Source organism: Flavivirga algicola (assembly GCF_012910715.1).
Taxonomy (GTDB): Bacteria; Bacteroidota; Bacteroidia; order Flavobacteriales; family Flavobacteriaceae; genus Flavivirga; species Flavivirga algicola.
The window spans coordinates 96,625-121,543 of the sequence record NZ_JABBHF010000001.1 but is presented as its reverse complement, the minus strand read 5'-3'; the positions used below and the strand labels follow the sequence as shown (position 1 = coordinate 121,543).

Sequence of the window (24,919 nt, the reverse complement as noted above, 5' to 3'; positions counted from 1 at the left end):
AAAGATATGTTTTTAAAAAAAATTAAATCACGGTACATAAAAGTTATATTACTCGTATTAATTTCTGGGTTTAATATACATGCTCAAAACTTTAAAGATGAGTTTACTGGGCCTACAGAGATCATTAATGGCACTTTAAGCACAAATACGTCGGCAGAAGTAACGGGAACTACAGATGTAAACCCTTACACCTATTTTTCTTTGGGAATAAAAGAAGATACGGCACCGTATACAGCTTATAAATTTTCGATAAGCTTACAGGTTACGCCTGTATTGCCTGATGGAACACCAGATGCTACAAGCCAGGACATTACTTTAGAAGTGGAGAATAATTTAGCTCCGGGAGTAAGAAACATTACCGATTTAAACCAACATATTATTGCCAATACTTATGGTGCCAATATCGTGGTTTCGAGCTTTACCTTTGAAGATTTAGAAAATGGTTCCATTGATAATACTACGGTTCCAGATAATATGGTACTTACGGTGGGATTTGATACTACCCGCTATTATGAACTGCCAGAAACGGCACTAACAGGTGTTGCTTCTGCACTTACAAATAACAATACTGAGTTACAGATTAATTGGACTGGTATAACAGAAGCGAGTCATTATGATGTAGAATGGACATGGGTGGATAGTTATGGAGATGACCTATCTACTTTTTTAACATCAGACTTAATTCCATTTTCAGTTAAAGATTTTCAGCGTAACAGCACACGTGTACAAACCAGTGAAACAAGTTATAGTATTCCTTTAGTTTATGAGAGAGGCTTTATAATTTATAGAGTAAGAGCGGTAGGTCATTTTAGTGTGGCAGAAGACCCTACCTTCTCAAAAACCAAGTATAGTGAGTGGAGTGCTAATCCAATAGGAGAGGATACTAAGGTTTTAAATTGGGGAACACAAGGTAATGGCGTCCATGAAATTGATCAGCTTCAAGATCATGAAGCAACTAAAAATTGGCAATTTCAGGCTTCATATGCTGAAGCGGGGAAAAAGAAAGAAGTGGTTAGTTATTTTGATGGCTCGTTACGTAACCGTCAAACAGTAACAACAATCAATACAGACAATAATGCCGTAATTGGTGAGGTCATATATGATGCTCAGGGTAGACCAGCAGTAGAGGTACTACCTGTGCCCACTACGGTAAACGAATTAAAGTATCATTCTAGTTTTAACTTAAATAGTGCTGGAACACCGTATAGCTATTTGGATTTCGATATAGATACTCAAAATGTTGTAGATGAGCTCTCTACAGATAAAGAAATGGATACAATCATTGGAGCTAGTAATTATTATTCAGGAGACAATACCAGTTTTACAGGAGCGAAACGCGACCGCCTCCCAAACGCTTCAAAGTACCCATTCTCACAAATAGAGTATACCCCAGATAATACGGGTAGGATTCGTAGAAAAAGTGGTGTGGGTAAAACACATCAATTAGGTTCTGAACATGATATGGAATATTATTATGGTGTACCAGAACAAATAGAACTAAACCGTCTCTTCGGTTATTCTGTTGGTCATGCATCACACTATAAAAAAAATATGGTATTAGATCCCAATAGACAATTAAGTATAAGTTATATAGACCCGCAAGGGCGAACCATAGCGACCGCTTTAGCAGGGGCTACACCATTAGAGTTAGACCCTTTAGATGATGAGGCAGATACTAGCTTGCATACAGAATTTACCACAGATCTTTTAGGCAAAGTATCTAGTGGAGACACCGATAAGCCCGAAGATAATAATGAAGTAGGAGCTTCAGGTGCTTTTGGACCTTTACAAGATCAGTTGTCATACAGTGCTATAAAAACTGCTGTTTTTGATGACACCCGAACTTTTAATTACAATGTTACCGATACATTGCCTTTTACATATTGTGATATTAGTAAAAGATACCCAATAATATACAATTTAGAAATCGATGTATTAAATGAGGATGCCGAAAGTATTTTGCCTGCAGCAATAACAGAAACCATAGATTTAGGAACAGGAGCTACAAACCTCATATTTTCAATTCCAGAAACATTGGCTCCAGTTAAAAGAGGGACTTTTACCATAAATAAACGTCTTCGAGTAAATAAAGATTCTGTTACCGTATATGCAGATCAATACATAACAAAGCTACAAACTCCTGGAGATCCTTGCTATGTGTCCAAAACGGATCTTGCTGCAGAATTAGACCCGCTTATTGTGGAGGGATGTAATATAAACTGTATTGATTGCGAGACTAATCTTCTGGCGGAATATGCCACAGCTACAGTGTATGCCGATGTTCAAATAAGCTATAACCAAGAGTCATACGATGCACTTTCCGATGAAGAAAAAGTTAGATTCAGAGCCTCTTTAGAAGCTCAGTGGCAAGAAGCCTTAGAAACGTGTCAAGCTTTATGTACCGATGCTAGCAATAGTAACGGTGCTGCCCCTAATGTTATTTCTTGTAAAACAGCTCTGGATCAATTGTTAAGAGATATGAGTCCTCTAGGACAATATGGTAATGGATCAGATGAATCAGAAACGACATTAAATATCTTTAATGAAAACAATAAACTGTTAAGTGCCAAAAAAGATGAAGACGAATATTATAGTTGGAAAAATCCCTGGCATCCAGATTATGATATCTCCGTTTCAAAGGAAGAAGGGCATTATTATAATGAAGATGGTACAATTAGTTATGTAAAAGTAAAAAGAACAATAACTATTGATGAAAATGAGGAAGAAATTGTAAGCTATAACCCCGTAATTAATGAAGATGTCCCCATGACACTTGTAGAAGATTCTGATGATGAGTACTGGGTAGAGCCCCAATACTTGGGTAATAGTTCAGATATAACACATCCTGATGTATGGCAGGACAGCTGGGCCTATTCATTGTTATCGTACCACCCAGAATATGACTATTTACAGTATAGTAATGCCTTGTGCGAACTAACAAATACCGCAGGTGATTTTAGTTCAGATGGATTCGACTCTTATTTACAATCTCTTGATACTTATCAAAAAGCAGAAGATGCATTGCTTTTGTCTGATGATTTATCAATATACAATAAGGACCCTTATTTTCAAGCTACACAAATAGGGACAACCCAAGATGGTTTTGAGACATTAGCTTTAGCCAATGCAAGAAAGCAGATCATGATTGATGCTTTAAAAGAAGCTGGAGGCGATTTTGATGGCACAGGAGCATTAATGATGGCTTCCGCCCATGCTACAGTAAGTTGTAATAGTTTAACCAATTGTACGCAGCTTACCACGGTATCTAGTATTTTAAGCGACTTAACACCAGAAAATAAAGATCTGTTCTGGAATACCTATAAAGCTAATTATTTAGGTTTAAAACAGCGGATACAATCGGTGTTTTTAAATGCTTATGCCCAAAAACAAGGTACTTATAATGGCTGCATAGGTCTTTCAGAAGCACCAGTAGCTTTAGTGGCTAACATTTCTACATATAGTAGTAGTATCACATCTGTTTTAGAAAGTTATTTAAATGGAACAAGTCCGTCGGATGGTTTATGTAGTGATTCTTTTGCAGATAACTATACAAAAAAACAAAAACGTTTTTTGCCAACCGATATGTTTCACAATGCTGGCGCAGATCCAGAAGATGCTGTTGCAGATATAGCAGAGCAAGTAGATTATGAATATTATGTAAATACAGGAATCTGTCCATTAGCTAGGGATTTAGTAGTCTATTTAGACGGTTATTTTAAAGAAAGCGCGGCTTTAATTACGCCTACTGTTACAGGCAGTAGAACGTACGACGCACTCTACGTATCATCCACCTTGTTTAAAGAATTTGGAGGAGATTTTCCTGCCAGTTCGGTTTCTATAAATGGAAACGTTTCAGGAGCCTCGAATGAGATACTCACATTAAATATAAACAATCTGGTAGATTCCGATGTTAATATTACTATTCCAGGCTATAATTGGAATAATTATGGTAGTACGGGGTTTGTTATTACTGAGGTAAATACTATAACGACATCTTATAATGAAACTAGCCAACTGTTTGAGTATAGAGCCTTGGCGAAATTAGATGTTAATAATGGCACATACGAAGAAATCGTAATTACTGGAACTACTAAAGCGCGTATTACCTGTAGCACAACAAACCCAGTAGCAGAAGGACAATATTTAGGAGAAGGCAATACCTATGATGAAACGGGGGCATGTAACAAGGAGTCCCATTTTAATAAGGCCATGGCTAAACTGCTTAACAGCCTTATAGACTCCAATCAAATTGATGGTTCAGATATAGTTATTACTGACGCAGATGCTTATGCTAATGGGTATTTACCAGAGTTTTTTGAGAATAGTGAAACCACGACTTGGAATAACATAGGAAATAATACCTATACGTTATCTATTGATGGCGTTGATAATTTTTTAATGAGTTTAGACGCCCCATTGCCAACAACTGGTACCATTACCAATCTTAGTTTTAATTATACCTATAACGCAACAGGAAATGCTATAACTGGGCAAAATGTAAAGGTAACTTGGTTAACGAACACATATATAAAAGAAAGCACGCAAGGAACTATAACTGGTGTAGATAATAGTTTGCTTAACTTTTTGTGTTGTGATGATATTAATAATTATAAAGAACTTTCTGATAGTTATACTTATGTTTATAAAGGTAAGAGATTTTCTGCATCAAATCAGGCTGTTGGGCACACTTGGAGTGCAGATGGTAATATACTTTATATTAGTTTTCATAATAGTGTGGGTAGACAATATTTATGTTCAACTCCATATGACGTCTCAACGGCTAATTTAAATGCTTCTGCAGGTATTTTTGGTCAAGGAGAGGGTATTCACATAACTTCTTCAGGGAATTTTATGATCCACAAATTTAATGATATACAAGGAGAAATAATATTGTATGAATTTTCTATACCTCACGATATATCAACAATGACAGAGGTTAGTCGCGTTAATTTATCTGGAATACTAAACGACACAGATATATTTATGACCGATAATGGTTTAAATATGTATTTGTTTAAAACGGAAGGACTTACGAGGTATTCATTATCAGCTCCATTCGACCTTAGTAATCCTACACAGGAAGAAACACTTACAACAGGGCCAGGCCGGAGTTTTACTTTTTCAAAAGATTTAAAAAAACTGTTAATTTTCTATGGATCTGGTACCCCTATACTTAGAACATACTTACTTACAACACCAGGAGATTTAAGCACTGCATCTTTAGTTAATGAACAGCCATTCGATACAGTTATAGAAGGGAGTAGTTATAATTTCCCGATAATTAGGATTTCGCCAGACAATAACTACTTAACAGTTAGTACATATAATGGTGCTTACCCGATTTATACTTTTGAAAAATCTAATATAAATCAATATCAATCAGAGGAACCTATAAATAAATTCAAACCAGCCTTTACCTTAAGAAAACAGATAGCAGCTGCGACAAATCGTATAGAAAGCAGAGATATAAATTTTAGCCCCAAAGGATTTAAAGTGTCTTTAAATGAACTTGTAAACTTTGAAGCTAGGTTAGATTTTAGTAATTATTCAGAAAATCCAGGAGATTATAATACGGCAGAAATAATAGTAAACGGACAATCCTTTAAACAGGAAAACAATGAGTTAATATTTGGTGTTGTTGATTATACTGTGAATAAAGGGCGTTATTACCCCAAAAATCGCTTTTCGTGGAATGAAACAGACGCTTATGGGACAGCTTTCGATATTTTTAATTTTTCATATAACTTTAATGGTATTGAACGCTCTTTCAGCTTGAACGAAGGTAGTGGTTCCACTACTTCAACAGATGGGATTGGAAATATAAATATTAATAATAGCAGTTGGATTACAGACCCTGTTTATGGTACAGGCTTGAGGTTTGATTCTACTTTAGAAGCTGCTTGGGACGATGAGATTCCTTTAATTTTTGAACAAGGAGCAAATATTAATTTTAAAGCAAGTTTAAGATTTACTGGAGAATTGCCTTATACTACTCAGCCAGGTTATGGTCTGATAGCACAAATTGATTATGAAGATCCAGATAACCCAGAAAACCTGTATCAACTTTTAATTTATGGGGAATTTGGAGATGAGGACATTGTTCCCGAATCATGTAGCAATTCTTTGGCTGAATGTGTTGCTCAACCTATAGAACCTGTTAGCTGTACAGATAAGTTTGCGGCATTTACTACAGCGATTAACGCCATTGGGGATACTGAACAACAAAGTATAACGGAAGAAGCCTTTTGTGATAGGAAATATGCATACATAACAGACGATTATGTTTATTATTTAACAGAGTTAGGGATAACAGATGCAGATCAATCAATACATTACTTGACTATAGGCGATTTTGGTGCCACCGAGTTTGGATATGGTTATGAAGACCCGGATATTAATATTGCTGGTATGGAAGGTATTATTGATGCCTATGTAGCTCACATTAATGCGATGGATACTGCAGGAACACCAGACGACATTAAAACTTGGGTACAGTTCACGTCAGATAAGTTATATGAATTGAAAGAAGATGGGACCAAATGTATTTCACTACCATCACCATTACCAATTACTACTAATGGTTATCAGCCACCTAATATGCCAGAAGATCCACCATGTGTAGAGTTTGCAAAAGCTATATATAACAGTTACAGAGATGATGCATATATAGCTTTACTGGATAGAGAGCGTGAAGCATTTATTAACGCCTATCTTGAAAATGCAATAAACAATGCCGTAGAGAACTTCAGTATGAAGTATCATGATAAAGAATATCAATACACGCTATACTACTATGATCAAGCAGGCAACTTATCGCAAACCATACCACCAGAAGGCACCAACAGATTTACCAATGCCCAGTTAATGGCACAAGATACTAATGGAGCAACACTTAATGATAGAATTAACATTCATAGAAAGAACAACGAAGCCAATGAGGATGTAGCATTGTTACCACCACACGATTATAAAACCCAATACGCTTATAACTCCTTAAATCAGTTGGTATGGCAATTTACACCAGACGGAGGCGAAACGCGTTTTGCTTATGATGCTTTAGGACGTATTGTGGCTTCACAAAATGCAAAACAATTAACAAATAATACCTTCAGTTATACTGTTTATGACGAATTGGGACGTATTACAGAGGCTGGTGAGTTGGTGCCAAAAATACCCATAGCGATTAACCAGACCACAGGAAAACTTGTAGATATAACTACGGGAGACCCCGTGTTTACAGATGGTTTTTCAGAGGATAATTCGGTTGTTCTTTTTCCAAAAAATATATCCGATCAACAAAATGAAGTAACACGAACCAAATACAACACATACATTAGTGATCCAGGTATCGTGTTTAAAACATTAGATGCTGGTCGTTTAGATATAACTTCTAGGAATAGGGTTACCGAAGTATATTATTTTGATAAAGTAACAGTAACACCACCAACAGCATCCATAGATTTTAATAATGCGATGTATTACAATTACGATATACATGGTAATGTAAAAGAGTTAGTACACCACAACAGATTGCTTGCAAAATCGGCTATGCTATATTCGGGGCTCAAGCGTGTAGAATACGAGTACGATTTAATAAGCGGTAATGTAAACAAGGTATATTATCAAAAAGAGGCTCCTGATCAATTTATACATAAATATACTTACGATGCCAATAACCGTATAACAGCTGTAGAAACATCGGCCAATGGGTATATTTGGGAACAAGATGCCAGTTATGACTATTTTGCTCACGGTCCACTGGCAAGAACAGAACTCGGTGACAAAAAAGTGCAAGGCCAAGATTATGCCTATACCATACAAGGTTGGTTAAAAGGTGTGAATTCAGATGAGTTAGACCCAACTAACGATTTGGGAGGCGATGGCGATACAGACTCTAACATTGCAACAGATGCCTACGGATTTGCATTAGCCTATAACGATGAAGATTACCAGCCTATAGGAACCATAAATGCCTTCGTAAACAGTGGCGCAGGCGGACCAAACAATACAAGCGATTTATATAATGGTAATATAAGGCTTATGACTACAGGTTTAATGGATAAAGATGAAGTTTCATTGGGTTCTCAAATAAATCATTATAAGTACGATCAGTTAAACCGTATTAAATCCATGCAAGGGTTTGATGTAAACAATAATGCAAATTATTATGCCGATTATAGTTACGATAGAAACGGAAATCTGAAAACACTCAACAGAAAAGCCCATAATGGTCAGGATATGGACCAATTAGATTATAAATATAATAATACCAAAGAAAACCCTCTAACTGGTGAAATAACAAAAAATAATCAATTAAACTATGTCACGGATGCTATTGGTGATGCTGGGTTTAAAGATTTGGTCGGTCAATCTGTAGATAATTATGAGTATGATGAAATAGGGCAGTTAACTTCAGACTTTAGTGAGAATATCACTAACATCGATTGGCGTGTAGATGGTAAAGTAAAGAGCATTACCAAAACAGGGGGCGTAGAAATCCGTTTTGAATATGATGGATTGGGTAACCGAATAGCAAAAACCTTATTACCAGAAAACATAACGACTGTTTACACACGTGATGCGCAGGGTAATGTATTGGCTGTTTATGAAACTAATGAGACCGATATTACTAACATTTCGGTAAATAAATCTGTTGTACTTAAGGAACATAACATTTACGGGAGTTCCAGATTGGGTATTGAGCAGAAAAATATATCCATACCAGATGATGGTAATACGTTTATAATACAAGAAAACCTGGTATTGACAACCGATAACATAACAACAACCGAACTGCTACAAGCAGCAAATAAGATAGACGTTGCTGGAGGGGTTAATACGTATACTATTGATGATACTGGTAATATGACAATGCGAGCTGGTCAGGTTATATTAAAACCTGGGTTTTCAACAGTTCTAGGCTCTAATTTTATAGCACAAGCCCAAAATATAGATGCCACCTTGCCAGAAAACACCTTTATCCGTAAAGTTGGCGACAAGCGTTACGAGCTTAGTAACCATCTAGGTAATGTACTAAGTGTGGTCAGTGATCGAAAATTGGTTGCAGACCCACTTAATTTTACTAACTTTACTGCGGACGTTCTTACATTTAATGACTACTATCCCTTTGGCCAATTACTGCCTAACAGGCATGATAACACGCCTGATTACCGTTATGGCTTCCAAGGGCAGGAGATGGATAATGAAGTAAAAAATGTTGACGGAAGTTCTGTAAATTATAAGTATAGGATGCATGATCCTAGGGTGGGTAGGTTCTTTGCGGTTGACCCATTGGCTAGAAAGTATGCATATAACTCTCCTTATGCATTTAGCGAAAATAGGTTAATTGATGCTATTGAATTAGAAGGGCTGGAAAAATATAGATTAGGAGCTACAGATGGTTTGGGGAGATTTAGTTTGCTTTATTGGTTAGGCAAGTTTAAAAAGGGAGCTGCGATAGATAAAATAGAGAATCCTGAATTACATGATAAAAGTACAGTTGTTAGTTCTAGAATGTTAGGATATATAACTATTGATGTGACAACAGATGTTCTGCAATTTACTGATGTTGATGATGCTGTGGTTATAGCAACTACAATATTGCCTGAAGAATCAGGTCCAATAAATGTTAAAGGAATGACCGCAACTAACACAGATAAAGTCTTCGCTTTTGGAGGAGTATTTGTACCAATTGTTGCAGGGGCAGTAGGACGCAAGATATGGAGATTAATTAAAGGTGAAACACATCTTTTAAAAGGCATAGTTAAAGTTACAGATGAAGCTATTGAATATGCTGGAAGAAGTAAAAACGCATTAGCAGACCTCAATAAACTCAAAGCGACGGGTGAAGCTTTAAGCGATAGAGGCTTAGATGTTATTATTAAAGGAGAAGGAGTTGCCAATGGAGCTGGAGAAATAACAATTATGGGGGCGTATGGAAAGCAAATTGCAGCAGAAAGTAAAAGATTAGCAAGTAATTCTGCAAATGCTGTTAATAAGAATTTAAGAAAAGGCACAAAACAAGCTGGAGATGGTGGGTTCACAATAATTGATGGTACTGGTAGTGGAACGACTTTGGAATCATTTAATGAAGGATTAGATTCATTTATAAGAGAATCGGTATCTTCTAGGAAGGCCGCAGGAGATGCTGGTTCTAGCGGGACAATTATATTCTTACACGGTAAAGGAGAAATGGAAGTAATTAAATTTTAATGTCTATGTATTTAGTAACTTATGTAATTAACGAATCAGGATATGAGTTTCTTAATAAAATAAATAAAGAGACTTTTAATAAATCGTTTTTTGAAGGAGAGATATTTGGTGAGAATATCGATTTAGAAATATCTAAAGAATTAACCGTTTTTTCGGTCGGCATAAAATATGGTTGGTTTATTTTGGAAGAAGAACCTCAAACAAGAATAAAAGAGTTTGAAGAAAAACTAATGAAAGTGCTTAATATTGAAAAATATGACTATATTTTACGTGTAGATGAATCGCTAGTTGAAAAATACTGGAGTAAATATGTTAACAATGAATATTGGTTTAAAGAAGAAAATGCTTTCGATAGATTCTCTAAATGGATTACAACTCAAGAATCTTTACATTGGAAAAAGATTTATTTAACCCCAGCTGGTGCTAGTTTACCGTAACGGCTACCCCAGATGGTGCTAGATTAACACGTAACGGCTACCGCTAGCATTTGCTAGTGGCGTTCCGAGTCAGCAGTCAAGAGTCACGCTAAAGACGTGATAAATAAGAAAAAATAAAATAGAAAAGCTTTTACAGAGATGTAAAGGCTTTTTTAGTTATAAGCCAATCGCGTTTTAGCATCGCGCAACAGCGCATCAAGATTGTATAAAATGGCTTGCCTGTCTTTTTCTGGAAGTTCACTAATATCCCCCGCTGTTCCATAGTATGCGCTACCGCTAGCATTTGCTAGTGGCGTTTTGAGTAAGAAATAAAAAAAATAATATAGAAAAAGCTTTTACAGAGGTGTAAAGGTTTTTTTTAAGCAATAGACTTAAGCTTCCCCAGATGGTGCTAGTATGTGCAAGTAACGGCTACCGCTAGCATTTGCTAGTGGCGGTAAGAGTGAGAAATAAAAAAAATAAAAATAGAAAAGCTTTTACAGAGATGTAAGGGCTTTTTGTTTTTTACTGTGGCTAGTAAATTAATAGATAATATTAAGTTTTACCTATATTAGGGGCATGAGTAGAAACTATAAATTTCACAACAAAAGTGGATTATATTTTGTGTCTTTTGCTACCATAAATTGGATAGATATCTTTACAAGACAAGTCTATTTTGATGTCCTGGCAAAAAGTATAACTTATTGCAGGTTAGAAAAAGGTATGGAATTATATGCTTATTGTTTCATGCCTAGTCATGTACATTTTGTTTTCCGTTCGGCTAATGAAGATCCAGCAGGTTTATTAAGAGATTTTAAACGGCATACATCAAAAACAATGATAGAATCTATAGAGACCAACCCACGAGAAAGCAGAAAAGAATGGCTATTGTGGATGTTTGAAAGAGCAGGCAAAAAGAATGCAACGACATCCAAGTATCAATTTTGGCAACACCATAATAAGCCAATAGAATTATGGAGTGAAAAAGTTATTAAACAAAAAATAGATTATATACATAATAATCCAATAGAAAGCGGTTTTGTAACCAATGCTATAGATTGGAAGTACTCAAGTGCCAGAAATTTTCAGGACGACCATACTGTTTTAGAAATTGACAATGTTGGCTTTTTTGAATAAAAGAATGATAATCTATACAACTTATTTTTTTCCTTTTTAACCATTTGTAAACCACAATAAATCCATTAAATTTATTATATGGTAACATATAATTATTAATAGTTCTTCATGAAAAAAACGACGGACCTCCTGCCATTATTTAAACAATTTGTCCGAGATAGCGAAACAGGGAAACACCTTAAAAAAAATGGTGAAACAATCACAAAACGGACTATCGATAATTATAGGTATATATTTAATAATTTAGCTAAATTCTGTCTGGAAACCAATTTTGATTTTCGTGTATGTGATGTTTATAAGCTAAATGTCAGGGAATTTATTTCAGAGAAAAACTATTGGAAAAAGTTTTACAAAAAATACACGGAGTTCCTATACAAAAAGGGATGTCATGACAATTATGTAGGAGCCAACATCAAAATTATACGGACTTTTTTAATTATTTAAAGGAAGACAAAAATATTCCAACTGGCGATTTTCAAAAGCAATTCTATGTCCGTAAAGAAGAAATAGATATTTTGGTACTCTCACCCGAGCAGCTGAAATTTTTAATACACGATAAAGATTTTGATCGCTCTCTTTCTCCTGCTATAAAACGTACTAAAGATGTATTTATTTTTGGCTGTACTACGGGGTTGCGTATTTCGGATATCAATAGACTTACCAATAAAAACTTCGAAAAGCAAAACGATGATTGGTACCTGAAAATAAAGTCGCAAAAAACGAAAACGTATAGCTTTATAAAACTACCTAATTATGCTGCAGAAATTTATAAATACTATAAGCCTAAATCATCAAAAACTCCAATATTTAAAAATGTGAGCCTCTTTATTTTTAATAGGAATTTAAAACTAATAGGAGAAAAAGCAGGTTACACGCAACCTATACATATGACAAGGGAACGTTTAGGGAAAGCTAAAAATATGACTATTAATGTCAGGCAAAAGCAGATCCGCTTTTGTGACGAGATGAGTTCTCATATGATGCGAAGAACTGCTATTACAACACTGCTTATATTAGGAATGCCAGAACATCTGGTTCGTAAAATAAGTGGGCATAGCTATGCCAGCAGTTCTTTTAATCGCTATGTACATTATGCCCAGGCATACATAGATAAAGAAATTGATAAGGTAAATAGTAAACTAGAAAGTTATTGATTGATAAAATGGAAAAGTTTTTTATCTAGTTTTTTTATTCGCTGAAGTAACTTCTATTTTTTCTTACTCTTGACTGCTGACTCGGAACGCCACTAGGAAATCCTAGCGGTAGCCATTACTTTGACATACTAGAGCCATCTGGCGAAACTCAAAAAAAGAACTTATTCATCATTCTGATAGAGGATTGCAATACTGTGCTTCCTTATATCAAAAGGCATTAAAAAAACACAATGTCAGACCTTCGATGACCGATGGTTACGATTGTTACCAAAATGCTTTAGCTGAACGTGTAAATGGTATTTTAAAACAGGAATTTTTGATTCATAAATGCAATAAGGAATTGGAACAACTAATAAAAGAATCTATCAAAATTTACAATAACAAAAGACCACATTTGAGTCTTAACATGAAAACACCTAATTTTATACACAACAAAAAACCGATGAAGCTAGCTTCATCGGTTTGATTTAATTTATTAAAATCTGTCAACCTATTTTAGGACGACTCATTTTTTTTATTTCTTACTCGAAACGCCACTAGCAAATGCTAGCGGTAGCGCATACTATGGAACAGCGGGGTAATTTTACAGTTTTCTTAAGTTTATAATATATCTTGTTGTTGATAAGGGAGTTGTGGGAAATATTTTTTTAGAAATTATATCTGTCACTGTTTTATGTGGTGACAACTGTGATGAAAAATTACAAACCCTCACTTTGATAAGGTAAAACCCTCACAGAGTTTTTTAAGTTACTTATACTTTAGCTATTTAAGTATTTTATCCCATGAAAAGAGTCATAGGCCTTATAATATGTTCTGTAATGTGTTTTGCTTTTTCTTCCGATGTGCAGAGAAAGGTCATTAGATACAATGGTTTTGATATTGAATGCTACGTATCTCTAAAAAAAACGAATCACTTTAATAAAAACAAGACCTATTACTGGTACAAATCTGGTGAAATACACCAATCGTTGTCTACCTCTGGGGGGCTTGTGTTGCATAAAAAATATTTAAAATACTATAAAGGCAATCAGTTGGTGGAGCAGGGCACGTTCAGCTTCGGCTTAAAAATTGGCGATTGGAAAACATGGTATAAAAATGGAAAGTTAAAGACCAACGAGGCGTGGGTTAACGGGCATAGAAATGGCCATTTTAAAGCCTATGATTCATTGGGGAATTTAATTGAGAAAGGAAACTATAAAAATAATTTAAAAGATGGTTATTGGATTGATCTTGTTAAAAAAGATACCATATATCATAAAAATGATTTTGAATTTAAAGAACGACCAAAAAACCTTGTGGAGAGATTACTTCGAAAGAGAGATTCTCTCGAAAAAGTTCAAATAAAAGCTGATAGAAAAGCGAAGCGGAAGCATGATTCCATTAATAGGGTGAAATTAAAATTAAAGAGATCTCTTAAAAAACGCAATGATTCTATAAAAAGAGTAAAAGACAAATTAAAGAGAAAAGAACAAAAGAAACTAGATTCTATAAACAGAAGTAAGGCTCCTAAAAAAAACTTTTTTAAAAAGCTATTTAATAAACCAAAGAAAAATAAATAACATTTTTTGATGTCACTCTAAATTACCTTAAGGCATGCTTAATTCTTTGATTAAAGAAAAATAATATGGTTCAGGTGGTATTTAGAAAACTGTAAATTGATTTTATGGCTAAAAAATGATGCACGTAATACATCTAATATCTTGTAAAAAACAAACCCTTTAAAACTTAGTTTTAAAGGGTTTGTTTTTTTAGCTGCGTTTCTTTTGAGACATGTTTTTTGTGGAAAAAGAAGAACAGGCTAAAAACGTATACTTTATTAGCACATACAGCGTTCGCTCCAGATTAAAAAAATGGTAATCCCGAATTAGCTTTTATAATTTGTCATATAAAACATCTTTGTTATCATCAAACGGTTAGTTGTTGGTAAAGAGAACTTATAAAAGGGATAAGCGAAGCATTTTTCAAAACCTATAATTTTTCTTGATGTAGTAAAATTTCACTGAAAACAGTGGATTTTTCAACATCGATTTGACCTAATTTTGACCCTTGAATAATTGTCATACTAGTTTCTATTTAGAGAAGAAAGGATAATTAAAAAGGATCATTAATACTTGGTATTAGAGAAAAATGTCGATAACAGATTTTAATACAGACAAGCTTTATGGGAAACATTTAACAAAGTTTTTTTTGTCATGGATATTAATGATGATATCTGGCTACGTTACAGCACAGGATTTGGGACAAATAGGGAAAGCAAAACTTTTTAGATTAACAGGAGGTGTGTCGGCGAACTCTGTTTTTTATGAAGGCAAGTCCAATAGAGAGCCCTTTACTTATTTTTTGAATGGAAACGTGAACTTAAATATTAGCAATGTGTATAATATACCGTTTTCATTTTCCTATTCAAACCAAAAATTTAACAGCAGCAACCCTTTTTCGTTTAATAGGTTAAGTATCCATCCTTCATATAAATGGGCTACCGTCCATATTGGAGATGTAAATATGACATTTTCACCATATACATTAAACGGACATCAGTTCACCGGGGTTGGTTTTGATTTAACCCCTGCTGGAAAGTGGAAGTTAAGTGCTATGTATGGAAGGCTATTAAAGCAGTCTGAGTATGATGCAGAAGCTTCAGAATCCACACCAGCTTATAAACGAATGGGATATGGTTTCAAGGCTGGTTACGACAATGAAAAAACAAGAATAGCCCTTATTTTATTTAAGGCCAAAGACGAAGAAAACTCTATTAAAAATCCAGTTCCTGCAGAACTGGAATTACAGGCAAAAGAAAATGTGGTATTAAGTATTGAAGGGGGCATCAAGGTTTTTGAAAAAGGAGAGATCCAAATTGAAGGAGCTACTTCTTCTATTACCGAAAACCTAAACGCGACCGAAGAAGGGGAACAGGGTGGTTTATTTGCTTTATTAATGGATACAAACGTCACAACGTCCACCTATAAGGCCTATAATGTGTCATTTAACTATCCAGTAGGAAGTGGGTCTCTTGGTGTGGGCTATGAATATATTGATCCCGAGTATCGAACTTTGGGCGCTTATTTTTTTAACAATGATTTAGAAAATTTTACGGTAAATGCCTACCAAAATATCTTTGATAATAAAGTAAACATAACCGTTAACGGGGGGATACAAAGAGACGATCTTAAGAATACCAAAAGTTCTCAACTGCAAAGAGTGGTAACAGCTGTTAATGTAAATTATAACGCTTCAGAAAAACTTACAATATCAACGGCATATTCTAATTTTCAGTCGTATACCAATATTAAAAATCAATTCGATTATATCAATGAAGTATCTCAGTTTGATCATCTAGATACGTTGAATTTTCAACAAATATCCCAGAACACCAATATAAATATTAATTACCTATTAAAAAATACAGAAACCAATAATCAAAATATTTCTTTTAACGGATCTTTAAATAACGCTGTAAACAAGCAAGGAGGTAATGTTGTAGAAAATGGGACATCAAATTTTTACAATGGTAATGTTGCATATTCCTTGGGGTATCCAGCATCTCAGTTTACTGTATCTGGTTCGGTAAATGTAAGCTACAGTAAAGTTGGAGGCGCTACCAGTACTACATATGGTCCGATACTTTCAGCTAATAAGTCTTTCTTTGATAAATCACTCCGAACTTCTGGGTCTTTAAGTTATAATCAGAGCCATGTAGACAGTAAGAAACAGTCTGAAGTAGCTAACCTCAGGTTGGGAGGAAATTACAGTTTAAAGAAAAAGCACAATTTCAACCTTAATTTATTAACTCAGTATAGAAAAAATAATGCCAGCTCTCAAGTTGAGTTTACGGCTATTTTGGGTTATAACTACATACTCGATAAAATTAAGGTGCCAAAGATCAAATTCCCTGGAGCAAAACCAAAGGAAAAAAAGAAAGCTCCTAAAGAGAAGAAGGGACAATGGATAAGCTTTAAGTACAGGGATTCTTTATATGAAGGGACATTGCCTCAGATAAACGATCAATTATATAGCTTACAGCGCCACTCAAGGTTTGATTTTATACCAGCATATAAAAAAGAGGAATTGAAAATGCTTCGCCTAATTGCTGCTCAGGAGAGAAATACTAGAATATATAGGCCTAAGGCTCTTGATTTTTTAAAAGCACTTTACAGCTATGAAGATTTTTTGGCCCAATATCATGAATTGATTTTCAACACACTTTTAGAGCTAAAAGTAGATATGTACCGATTGGATGAAGCTTTTGAAGGCGAGTTTGTAAAAGCAAAAATTGAAGTAGACAATCATGAGTTATTTAAACTTTCTGAACAAGAAAGAAAGAATAAACCTGAAGAACTACAGAAAAAATTTAAAGATTTAAAATTTGATGAAAAGGTCGCCTTAGATAAGCTTATAGCTCATAGGTGGATGTTAGAGTACATAGAAAAGTATAAGGTTATTGAAGATCTACAGAAACCGGATAAGTTCCTTACAGAAGTCATGGAAGAGGAAAAGGACAATATTTTCCGAATGTGGGATAGAGATGATCCAAAACCAAAGGTGCAATTATATATCATTACCAAAATAATAGCACATTATAACATGAAGTCTAAAACATACACAGATAAAGATAAGGTCGAATTAAAATATATAAACAGAAGATAATTATGAGAAAGTTATTCATTGCTCTTTGTTACTTATTTGTTGGTTGCTATTTGAGTTTGGCACAACAGTTTCCTATCCAGGTTATTCCTCAGATTAATCCGCCAGCACCAGTAAATTTTTATAATTATGCCGATGTCGCTACTATTAATAGCCCAATTAACTTGCAACTTGCTCTTAATGATATTACAATAATTGACAGGCGAATAAGGTTAAAGGTTTATTTTGAAGGTCATGGTATTAATTTTCAAAGTAACGACCTAGTCATAGGAGCAACGCCCTTATTTATTTCTGGCGGAGTACCATTAAGGCTTGATAACACCCAATTGGCTCCATATTTCGAGTTTCAAAACATTCAAGGGATTAACCCAAATGTTTATAGGAATACTATACCCGAAGGTAGTTATCAATTTTGTTTTGAAGTATTCGATTTTAATACAGGAAACCGTTTGTCTTCAAAAACATGCCAGACAACGTTTATTTTTAGTAATGAACCGCCTTTATTAAATCTGCCTTTAAATAAAAACAACATAACTCCTGGAGCAGTAGAGAATATCGTTTTTCAGTGGACTCCAAGACATATCAATGTTAGTAATGTAGAGTATGAATTAAGTATTGTTGAAGTTTGGGATGGGTATGTAGATCCGCAGACGGCTTTTCAAAGTCTGCCTCCTATATTTCAAACCACAACCAGAGCAACAACCTTTATTTATGGCCCTGCACAACCGTTGTTACTAGGCAATAAAAAATATGCATGGAGGGTAAAAGCCAAAGCCCTTCAAGGAGCCGAAGAAATAGGGTTGTTTCGTAATGATGGATATAGCGAAATTTTCTGGTTCACCAGAACAGAACCATGTGGTTTGCCAAATATGGTAGCAGCAAAACCACAAGGAACTTCTAAAATTAATGTGTATTGGGAAGAAAACCCTGCATTATACTCAGAGTACATTATTCGTTATCGTGAAGCTAATAAACCAGGCGCAGAATGGTTTACCATGAGAACTAATAGCTCCTGGGCAACGATTTGGCATTTAAAACCAGGCACGACTTACGAATATCAGGTGGCTGCAAAATGTAAATTCGAGGAAAGTGATTTTACAGAAATCCAGGAAATTACAACGGAAACAGAAGAAGATGAAACTGCAAATTACAATTGTGGTATTGTCCCAGATAAGATAGCTATAACGAATCGTGATCCGCATCCAGGATTAACAACGGGCGACCGCATTACGGCAGGTGATTTTATTGTAACGCTTACCAATATAACCAGTCAGTCTAATGGTATTATTTCGGGAAAAGGATTTGTGCAGATTCCCTATTTAAAATATGCAAGATTTGCCGTAGTGTATGATAATGTTTTGGTGAATTCAGAGAATCAACTGGCGCAAGGAGAAATTGTTACAGTTCATGATGGTAAATTTGGAGAAGGTGAAGAAATTGTAGTAGACGTAGATATCGATCCTAAAGAAACAATATATGGAGACCAAGGAGATATTAAGGCAGTAGAAGTAGACTTTGAAATTGAAGAAGTTAGAACTAATGAAAATGGCGGTATAGAAGTTATAGGTACTAATGGGGAAGTTGGGAATCTGCCTGGAGGAAAAGATACGGTTATCAGAGATCGTAATGGAGACGTCTATACAGTTTCTGAAGATGGCAGTGTCAGCCAGGGCGAAATGGCTCCTGGAGGTCCTGTGATTGCCGATAATGGTGGTTCTGGAGGTTCTTCGGTAGATGAATTAGAAGATATCGGTGTTCGGGTAGATTTTATTAGATCTGGTATCTATTCTTATGATAATGTGCCCGAAGTTGAAAGCAATAAGCTTATTGCAGAATACCCTACCATAAAATCTGGAAATGATACGTATACAATTCCTTTTAAGGCCATTTCTAAACTACAAGGCGATGATATTATAAAGGCCGTAGCACACATAACAAATAGTGATTATAAAACGAATGATATTGTTTTCAAAACCAAAGAAGGTATTAAAATACCTGCAGATTGGAATGGAGAAGCAGCAACCTTAAATATCAAACAAACTTTCGATTACGCCATACAGGAAATTTTTGCAACCATACCATCTAAAAGCGATAATACCAAACATAAGGTAGTTGGAACTTTTAATTTGGTTCACTTGAGTTCTGCATTGTCGAATATAGAACTGGTTCTTGTGCCAATAAACAACGCTAAGATAACTAATGGAATCGCTGATAAGATTAATGATATCTATAATAAATCTGGTGTAAACTTTAGCATTAAGGTTGCTCAGGCAATACAATTACCAGATAAAGCTTGGAATGCTGATGGTCTTCTGGATGTGGGAGATAGCGGGCATCTATCATATTACACTAATGAAGAAAAGCAGATTATTGATGCTTACAAATCAAAAAATAATGTTAGCCGTGATACCTACTACCTTTTTATTAGTGATCTGCCCGTTAGTAATGCCGATGTAAACGGATTTATGCCGCTGAAGAGTCAGTTTGGTTTTGTATTTGGCTCTTCAAATCAGGCAAGGATTGCTGCGCACGAATTGGGTCATGGTGTATTTGGCCTGGAACATCCATTTGAGGCCTATAAAACTCCAGAAGGTGCAACCGACTTTTTGATGGATTATGGCACAGGAACAAGACTTACCCACATGGACTGGAAAACCATGTATGCCCCAGGGTTTAAATTGTATTGGTTTCAGGATGACAAGGAAGGAGCCTATACAGATACAGAATTTACCGATAAGATATTTCAAATCATACGATGTGCCTATTTAAACACTAATAAAAATGGTGTTATCTCTTTTGATACATCGGTTTTTGGAAAAACAGGTACATTCCATTCCACATGGGAAGGACATAAAATTTGGATTAAAATTGATCAAGGGGATTTTGAAGGAATGTCCACATATGAGCCTATAGAAATTGGTGAAAATGATACTGAAAATAGGCCCTGGCGCTATAGTTTGTTATATAGAAACGTAGAAATATACACCCCCCGACATAGTACAGGGGCAGACCCTACCGCTTTACAAGCATTACGTAAGTATTTGTTTCCGCAAGATAAGACACAATTAAGAAAAGATATAGAAGACGTCTTAGCTGAAATTCTTAATAAAAATGAGTTTGAAGATAAAGATTTTGAAAAAATTAAGAGTGTCGCAAATTGTGGCGTGCAGTATTTAACCGCTAAACAAAGGTTTCAAATTATATCTAAAATAGTTAAAAGTGTAAATATCACAGAGTATTATGAAGATTTAATACTTGATCTGTTTGAAACATCACCCTTAGAAGACGCAACAAATTATTACGATGCTTTTTTAGGCTATTTTTTAGAAGAAGATGCAGAAGTATTAAAAGAATTGTTTGCCGATATAGACGATGCGGGAGTAGGCGTACTTTGGAAAGGAAGAGAGCATAATTATACGCGTTTTATAAATGCATTAGCCAATGTTACTTCTAAATTAGATAAAGATGCTAAGAAATGGCAAATTGTAAACCATATCATCAATAATGATTATGGTGATATGGAAGATGTTGAAAAGAATGGAATTACGATGATTTTAGGGGCGATGGATGAGCATGCTGAAATAGCAGATAAAGTTCCGGCTATCTCAGAGTTATTTATCAATATGCTTGAAGATGATCATTGTGAAGCTTTAAAAGATTACAAGATAGTTTTTGAGATAGCCACATTTAGAAATTCTAACAGAGAGTTGTTTGCAAGTTTTACACAATCGGAGTCAACAGTTTTACTTAATAATGAAAAAATATGGGGTGTTAGAGGTAAAGCGAGGTTTTCATGGGTGCGTCCTGTGGGTTTTAAGATTAAAGAATTAGATGGAGGTAAGCTCGAAATTAAGGAAAGTGAGTTAGGTAATTACTATGCTTGGTCTGGGTTTTTAAATGAAGATCAAAATTCCCACATTAAGGAACTATTAAAAACCAATCCTCCTAGGTATTTCCAGATATTTTTAGACCAATTATCTAAACATTTTAAAAGTGCTTTAGGAACTAATAATAAGTTTTGGGATAATGTAACGAGTATTGATTGTAATAATAGAAAAACAATTGTAGAACATATAAATGCTAATGAAAATTCAAAATCACTTAAAAATGTAAATAAAGATTTACGATTAGAATTATTGGTAAAAATGTTTGAGTGCAATTGGTTTGGTGTTTCCAATACGGATGCATTTTATAAAAATGCAGAAGATGTTCTTACCAAGCTGGTATCCAGTTTTGATCCTTCAGACAATAGTATATTAATTACGATAGAAAATAAAATAGGACTAGATAAAATTTACGATAAGCTTTCAGGAGAACAATTGAGTGAGTTTTTTGTTTGGGCTGGGAATCAGATTGTTAGTAGTGAGCACTTTAAAGAATCGGCTCCATTAGAGATTTTAAAAGAGGATGGTGCGTTTATCAGTAAAGATGAGATATTAAAGTTAGAAGCAGATCTGTTTAGTTTTCAAAACTTTTCAGCAAAAATATCTGATAAAACCAAGATAACTACAGGTTTAGGGACACTCGATTATAGGCAAATGGTGTTGGTGTATGTAGAAGGTAGCTTTACTTTTTTAGATAAAAAATATAAAAAAGGAGATGTTTTATATATGCCCTTAATACAAGCTTTTGCTATGAGTAATAGCAACAGTAATATTGCACTAAGCAAAGGCGCTTGGTTTGCTTTCGATGTGGCTTCATTTGCCGTGGGAATAGGTAGTGTTGGTGTACTCATTAAAGTAGGAAATACAGTAAGAAAAGTAGTGGTTTCGTCAGATTTAATTGGCTCGTCGGTGGGTATGCTTGCTAACGCTTTAAATGATGATGCCATATCCGAAGATATGAGGTTTAAGATTAACATGCTTACGTTAGTGGCTTGTTTGCCACAAATAGCAACAATAAGTAAAAGGTTTGATAACATCATTACAGAATTAGATGATCAGATAGATCAGGCAAGGGGGCTCAATGCTACATCGAGAGAAGTACTCGAAGAGCATTTAGAAAAGATTGCCGAAAAAATTGGCACAGATGCGTTGAAGCAAGTTGACGTTATTACATCTGATTCGAATAAAAAACTCAGTGATGTCATAGAATACAAATATGAGGATCCAAATGGAGAATTTTTGGATATAAGTCTACAAGAAATTCATGAAAGTATACAAAAATTAATACAAGAATCTGAGCTTCCAGAATTTATAAAACTAGAGCTGGCGGAAGTTGGAGATTATAAAGGACTGAAAAGTCTTATTGGTGGTCATTCGGAAATACTTTTTAACATGGTAAGCTCTTCCAATAAAGAATTAGTTGATTATGCTATGTTTTTAATTAAAGGGCGCAAGGAAGAGGTTTTTGATCACAAGACTTATAAATATTTAGTAGCAGAAGCACAAAAAGTATTTAAGTTAACACCAGTAAAAGTAACTCCAAGGACTAATGATGGTGGCTTTAGAGGCGCATTCTTTGATGGAGAATTAAACGGAAATCCAGTAGTCTTTAAATATGATCTACATCATAAAGAAAACTCCATAAATGAAATGGAAAAGATATTAATAGATCTAAAACCTTATGGAGCACCAGATTATTATGGTCGCTTTAGAGTACAATTAGAAGATGGAACTTGGCGTGAAGTTATAGGAATGGAGCGTATTACTGGCTATAATATTAAAAAAATTAAAGAAAGGTTGTCAAAAGGAGAAGATTTAGATATAGATAATATAGGGTTTACTGAGGTAACTTCTATGCATCTCAAAGCAATAGATGACATTGAAAACAAACTTCTTAGAGATGGTAATAGGTTGATAGAAGATATTAATCTTGGCGATTTTATTCTAACTAACAACCCTGATAGACCCATTGTAATGATAGATATGTTATTGGAATCTGGCACAAGCTTACATCAAGGTTTAATAACTAGTGGATCGAAAAAAACTATTCGTGAAGTCATTGAAGAGCTTATTGAAAAAACAGTACGGACTTCAAATACAACCCCTAATTTTTCTAAAAAGTTAGAAGGTCTTAGGTCGAAATTAAATGAATTAAAACCTAATTGTAAATAAAAATATAGATATGAAATTAAAAAGTAACATGTTTAGGTTGATACCTATAGTATTTATTTTCTATATGGTATTATGGGATCTGAATTCTTATGCTCAGTGCTCTACTATAGATATATGTATTGAAGAGATACAAAGATTAGAGGGGGCAAAAGTTAATTCAGAGCAAAAAGTATTAAATCATTTCATAGATAAAGGAGATGATGCCTATGATGCTTGGAGAGTATTGTATGAGGCAGACCCTAATACTAATAGAATGAGCATTAGTATTCTTGAAAAAATAGAAGAATATCTAAGCACTACAGATGCAAGAGTTGATGATGTTATTAGAGAAATAAAAGAATCTGGTTTAGGTTTCGAAGGTTGGTTTCTCCAGAAATTAACCCCACCTAAATTGACTTTACCTCGTCCGATTGATGAATTATTAGATAATGTGGACTACTCAACCACAAAAAAGAAACATTTAGAACAAGACCTAAAATCTTCGGATGAATTGGCAAAAGCTTTGGGAACAGATGAAGATTTATTGAATGCATGGAGTATATTTTATGATATAAAAGTAAGTGATGCGTTGAGAAATGAAGTAAATAGCCTAAGAGCGATGGCTTCTTATGTTAAAAAAATAAAGAAAGAGAACTTTTCTTTTACTTTAGAGTCTTTTAACCGATTTGTAAAAGATAAACTTGATAAAAGCGCTTATGTAAAAGCTATACTTTATCCGATAAAATTATATAAGGGAATAAAAATTCCAGATGCGCTATTAAGTAGAGTACCTATTGTGACTGCTAAGATTAGTAGTTCTCAATTTTCTGGCACAGGAAAATTTGGTGCGTATGAAATAAGGATACAGGACGGTAAAGTTCAACACTTAGTTGTAGATAGTAATGGGAAACATAATTGGAAAGCTTTTGATAAAGGGATATACGATATAAATTTTGTAATTACAAATGATGGAAAACTCAGAATTGGCCATGGTCACTATAATTTGTCTGGAGAATCTCGTACGGTTATTTCTGCTGGAAAGTTAATTTTTGAAAATGGACAAATCACAGAGGTTTCTAATTTTAGTGGACATTACATGCCTTCTATTGATAATCTAAATGAAGTAGCTGAAGTGTTTAGACAACTTGAAATAACAAGTAGCGATTTTAAGGTATTTGAAAAGCCTGATTCAAAGCAAACAGAATCAGATTAAAATAATAAAATTTGGTTCTGGTTTTTTATAATGTTGCTAATTTCAACTTAACACATTATTGAGTCTTTCCTGAATAAAAAACTCATTACTTATAAGGAGAATAGTTACCTA

The 24,919-nt window shown here is 34.5% G+C and carries 9 protein-coding genes and 1 pseudogene; all 10 read left to right on the top strand.

Annotation, left to right across the window (positions count from 1 at the left end; all coding sequences use genetic code 11):
- Positions 1 to 6: 6 nt before the first annotated feature.
- Positions 7 to 10,212, top strand: coding sequence for an RHS repeat-associated core domain-containing protein (locus tag HHX25_RS00435; RefSeq protein ID WP_169668956.1), 10,206 nt, complete (start codon positions 7 to 9; stop codon positions 10,210 to 10,212).
- 5 nt (positions 10,213 to 10,217) lie between these two features.
- The gene (locus tag HHX25_RS00430) at positions 10,218 to 10,649 is read left to right on the top strand and encodes a hypothetical protein (protein WP_169668953.1); all 432 of its coding nucleotides are present in this window, start codon (positions 10,218 to 10,220) and stop codon (positions 10,647 to 10,649) included.
- A gap of 558 nt (positions 10,650 to 11,207) precedes the next feature.
- The gene (locus tag HHX25_RS00425; protein ID WP_169668951.1) at positions 11,208 to 11,765 is read left to right on the top strand and encodes an REP-associated tyrosine transposase; all 558 of its coding nucleotides are present in this window, start codon (positions 11,208 to 11,210) and stop codon (positions 11,763 to 11,765) included.
- Between the two features lie 108 nt (positions 11,766 to 11,873).
- The gene (locus HHX25_RS00420) at positions 11,874 to 12,209 is read left to right on the top strand and encodes a hypothetical protein (RefSeq protein ID WP_169668949.1); all 336 of its coding nucleotides are present in this window, start codon (positions 11,874 to 11,876) and stop codon (positions 12,207 to 12,209) included.
- Between the two features lie 71 nt (positions 12,210 to 12,280).
- Positions 12,281 to 12,919, top strand: a complete 639-nt coding sequence (locus tag HHX25_RS00415) for a tyrosine-type recombinase/integrase (RefSeq protein WP_169668947.1) — start codon at positions 12,281 to 12,283, stop codon at positions 12,917 to 12,919.
- Positions 12,920 to 13,061: 142 nt separating this feature from the next.
- Positions 13,062 to 13,385, top strand: a pseudogene (locus HHX25_RS00410) (integrase core domain-containing protein); the annotation flags it as partial.
- 316 nt (positions 13,386 to 13,701) lie between these two features.
- Entirely contained in the window at positions 13,702 to 14,478 is a 777-nt protein-coding gene (locus HHX25_RS00405) for a toxin-antitoxin system YwqK family antitoxin (protein WP_169668945.1), read from the top strand.
- Positions 14,479 to 15,046: 568 nt separating this feature from the next.
- Positions 15,047 to 17,563, top strand: a complete 2,517-nt coding sequence (locus HHX25_RS00400; RefSeq protein ID WP_169668944.1) for a TonB-dependent receptor — start codon at positions 15,047 to 15,049, stop codon at positions 17,561 to 17,563.
- A gap of 2 nt (positions 17,564 to 17,565) precedes the next feature.
- A complete protein-coding gene (locus HHX25_RS00395) occupies positions 17,566 to 23,616 on the top strand; it encodes a fibronectin type III domain-containing protein (RefSeq protein ID WP_169668942.1) in 6,051 nt (2,016 codons plus the stop codon).
- 10 nt (positions 23,617 to 23,626) lie between these two features.
- Positions 23,627 to 24,808 carry a hypothetical protein gene (locus tag HHX25_RS00390; RefSeq protein ID WP_169668940.1) on the top strand — a complete coding sequence of 394 codons (1,182 nt, stop codon included), beginning with the start codon at positions 23,627 to 23,629 and terminating at the stop codon, positions 24,806 to 24,808.
- Positions 24,809 to 24,919: the final 111 nt, after the last annotated feature.

Excerpts from the sequence above, each read along its gene's own strand:
- HHX25_RS00430 (WP_169668953.1), top strand. The coding sequence starts at position 10,218 with ATGTATTTAGTAACTTATGTAATTAACGAATCAGGATATGAGTTTCTT.
- HHX25_RS00400 (WP_169668944.1), top strand. The coding sequence starts at position 15,047 with ATGTCGATAACAGATTTTAATACAGACAAGCTTTATGGGAAACATTTA.
- HHX25_RS00425 (WP_169668951.1), top strand. The coding sequence starts at position 11,208 with ATGAGTAGAAACTATAAATTTCACAACAAAAGTGGATTATATTTTGTG.
- HHX25_RS00435 (WP_169668956.1), top strand. The coding sequence starts at position 7 with ATGTTTTTAAAAAAAATTAAATCACGGTACATAAAAGTTATATTACTC.
- HHX25_RS00390 (WP_169668940.1), top strand. The coding sequence starts at position 23,627 with ATGAAATTAAAAAGTAACATGTTTAGGTTGATACCTATAGTATTTATT.
- HHX25_RS00420 (WP_169668949.1), top strand. The coding sequence starts at position 11,874 with ATGAAAAAAACGACGGACCTCCTGCCATTATTTAAACAATTTGTCCGA.
- HHX25_RS00395 (WP_169668942.1), top strand. The coding sequence starts at position 17,566 with ATGAGAAAGTTATTCATTGCTCTTTGTTACTTATTTGTTGGTTGCTAT.
- HHX25_RS00405 (WP_169668945.1), top strand. The coding sequence starts at position 13,702 with ATGAAAAGAGTCATAGGCCTTATAATATGTTCTGTAATGTGTTTTGCT.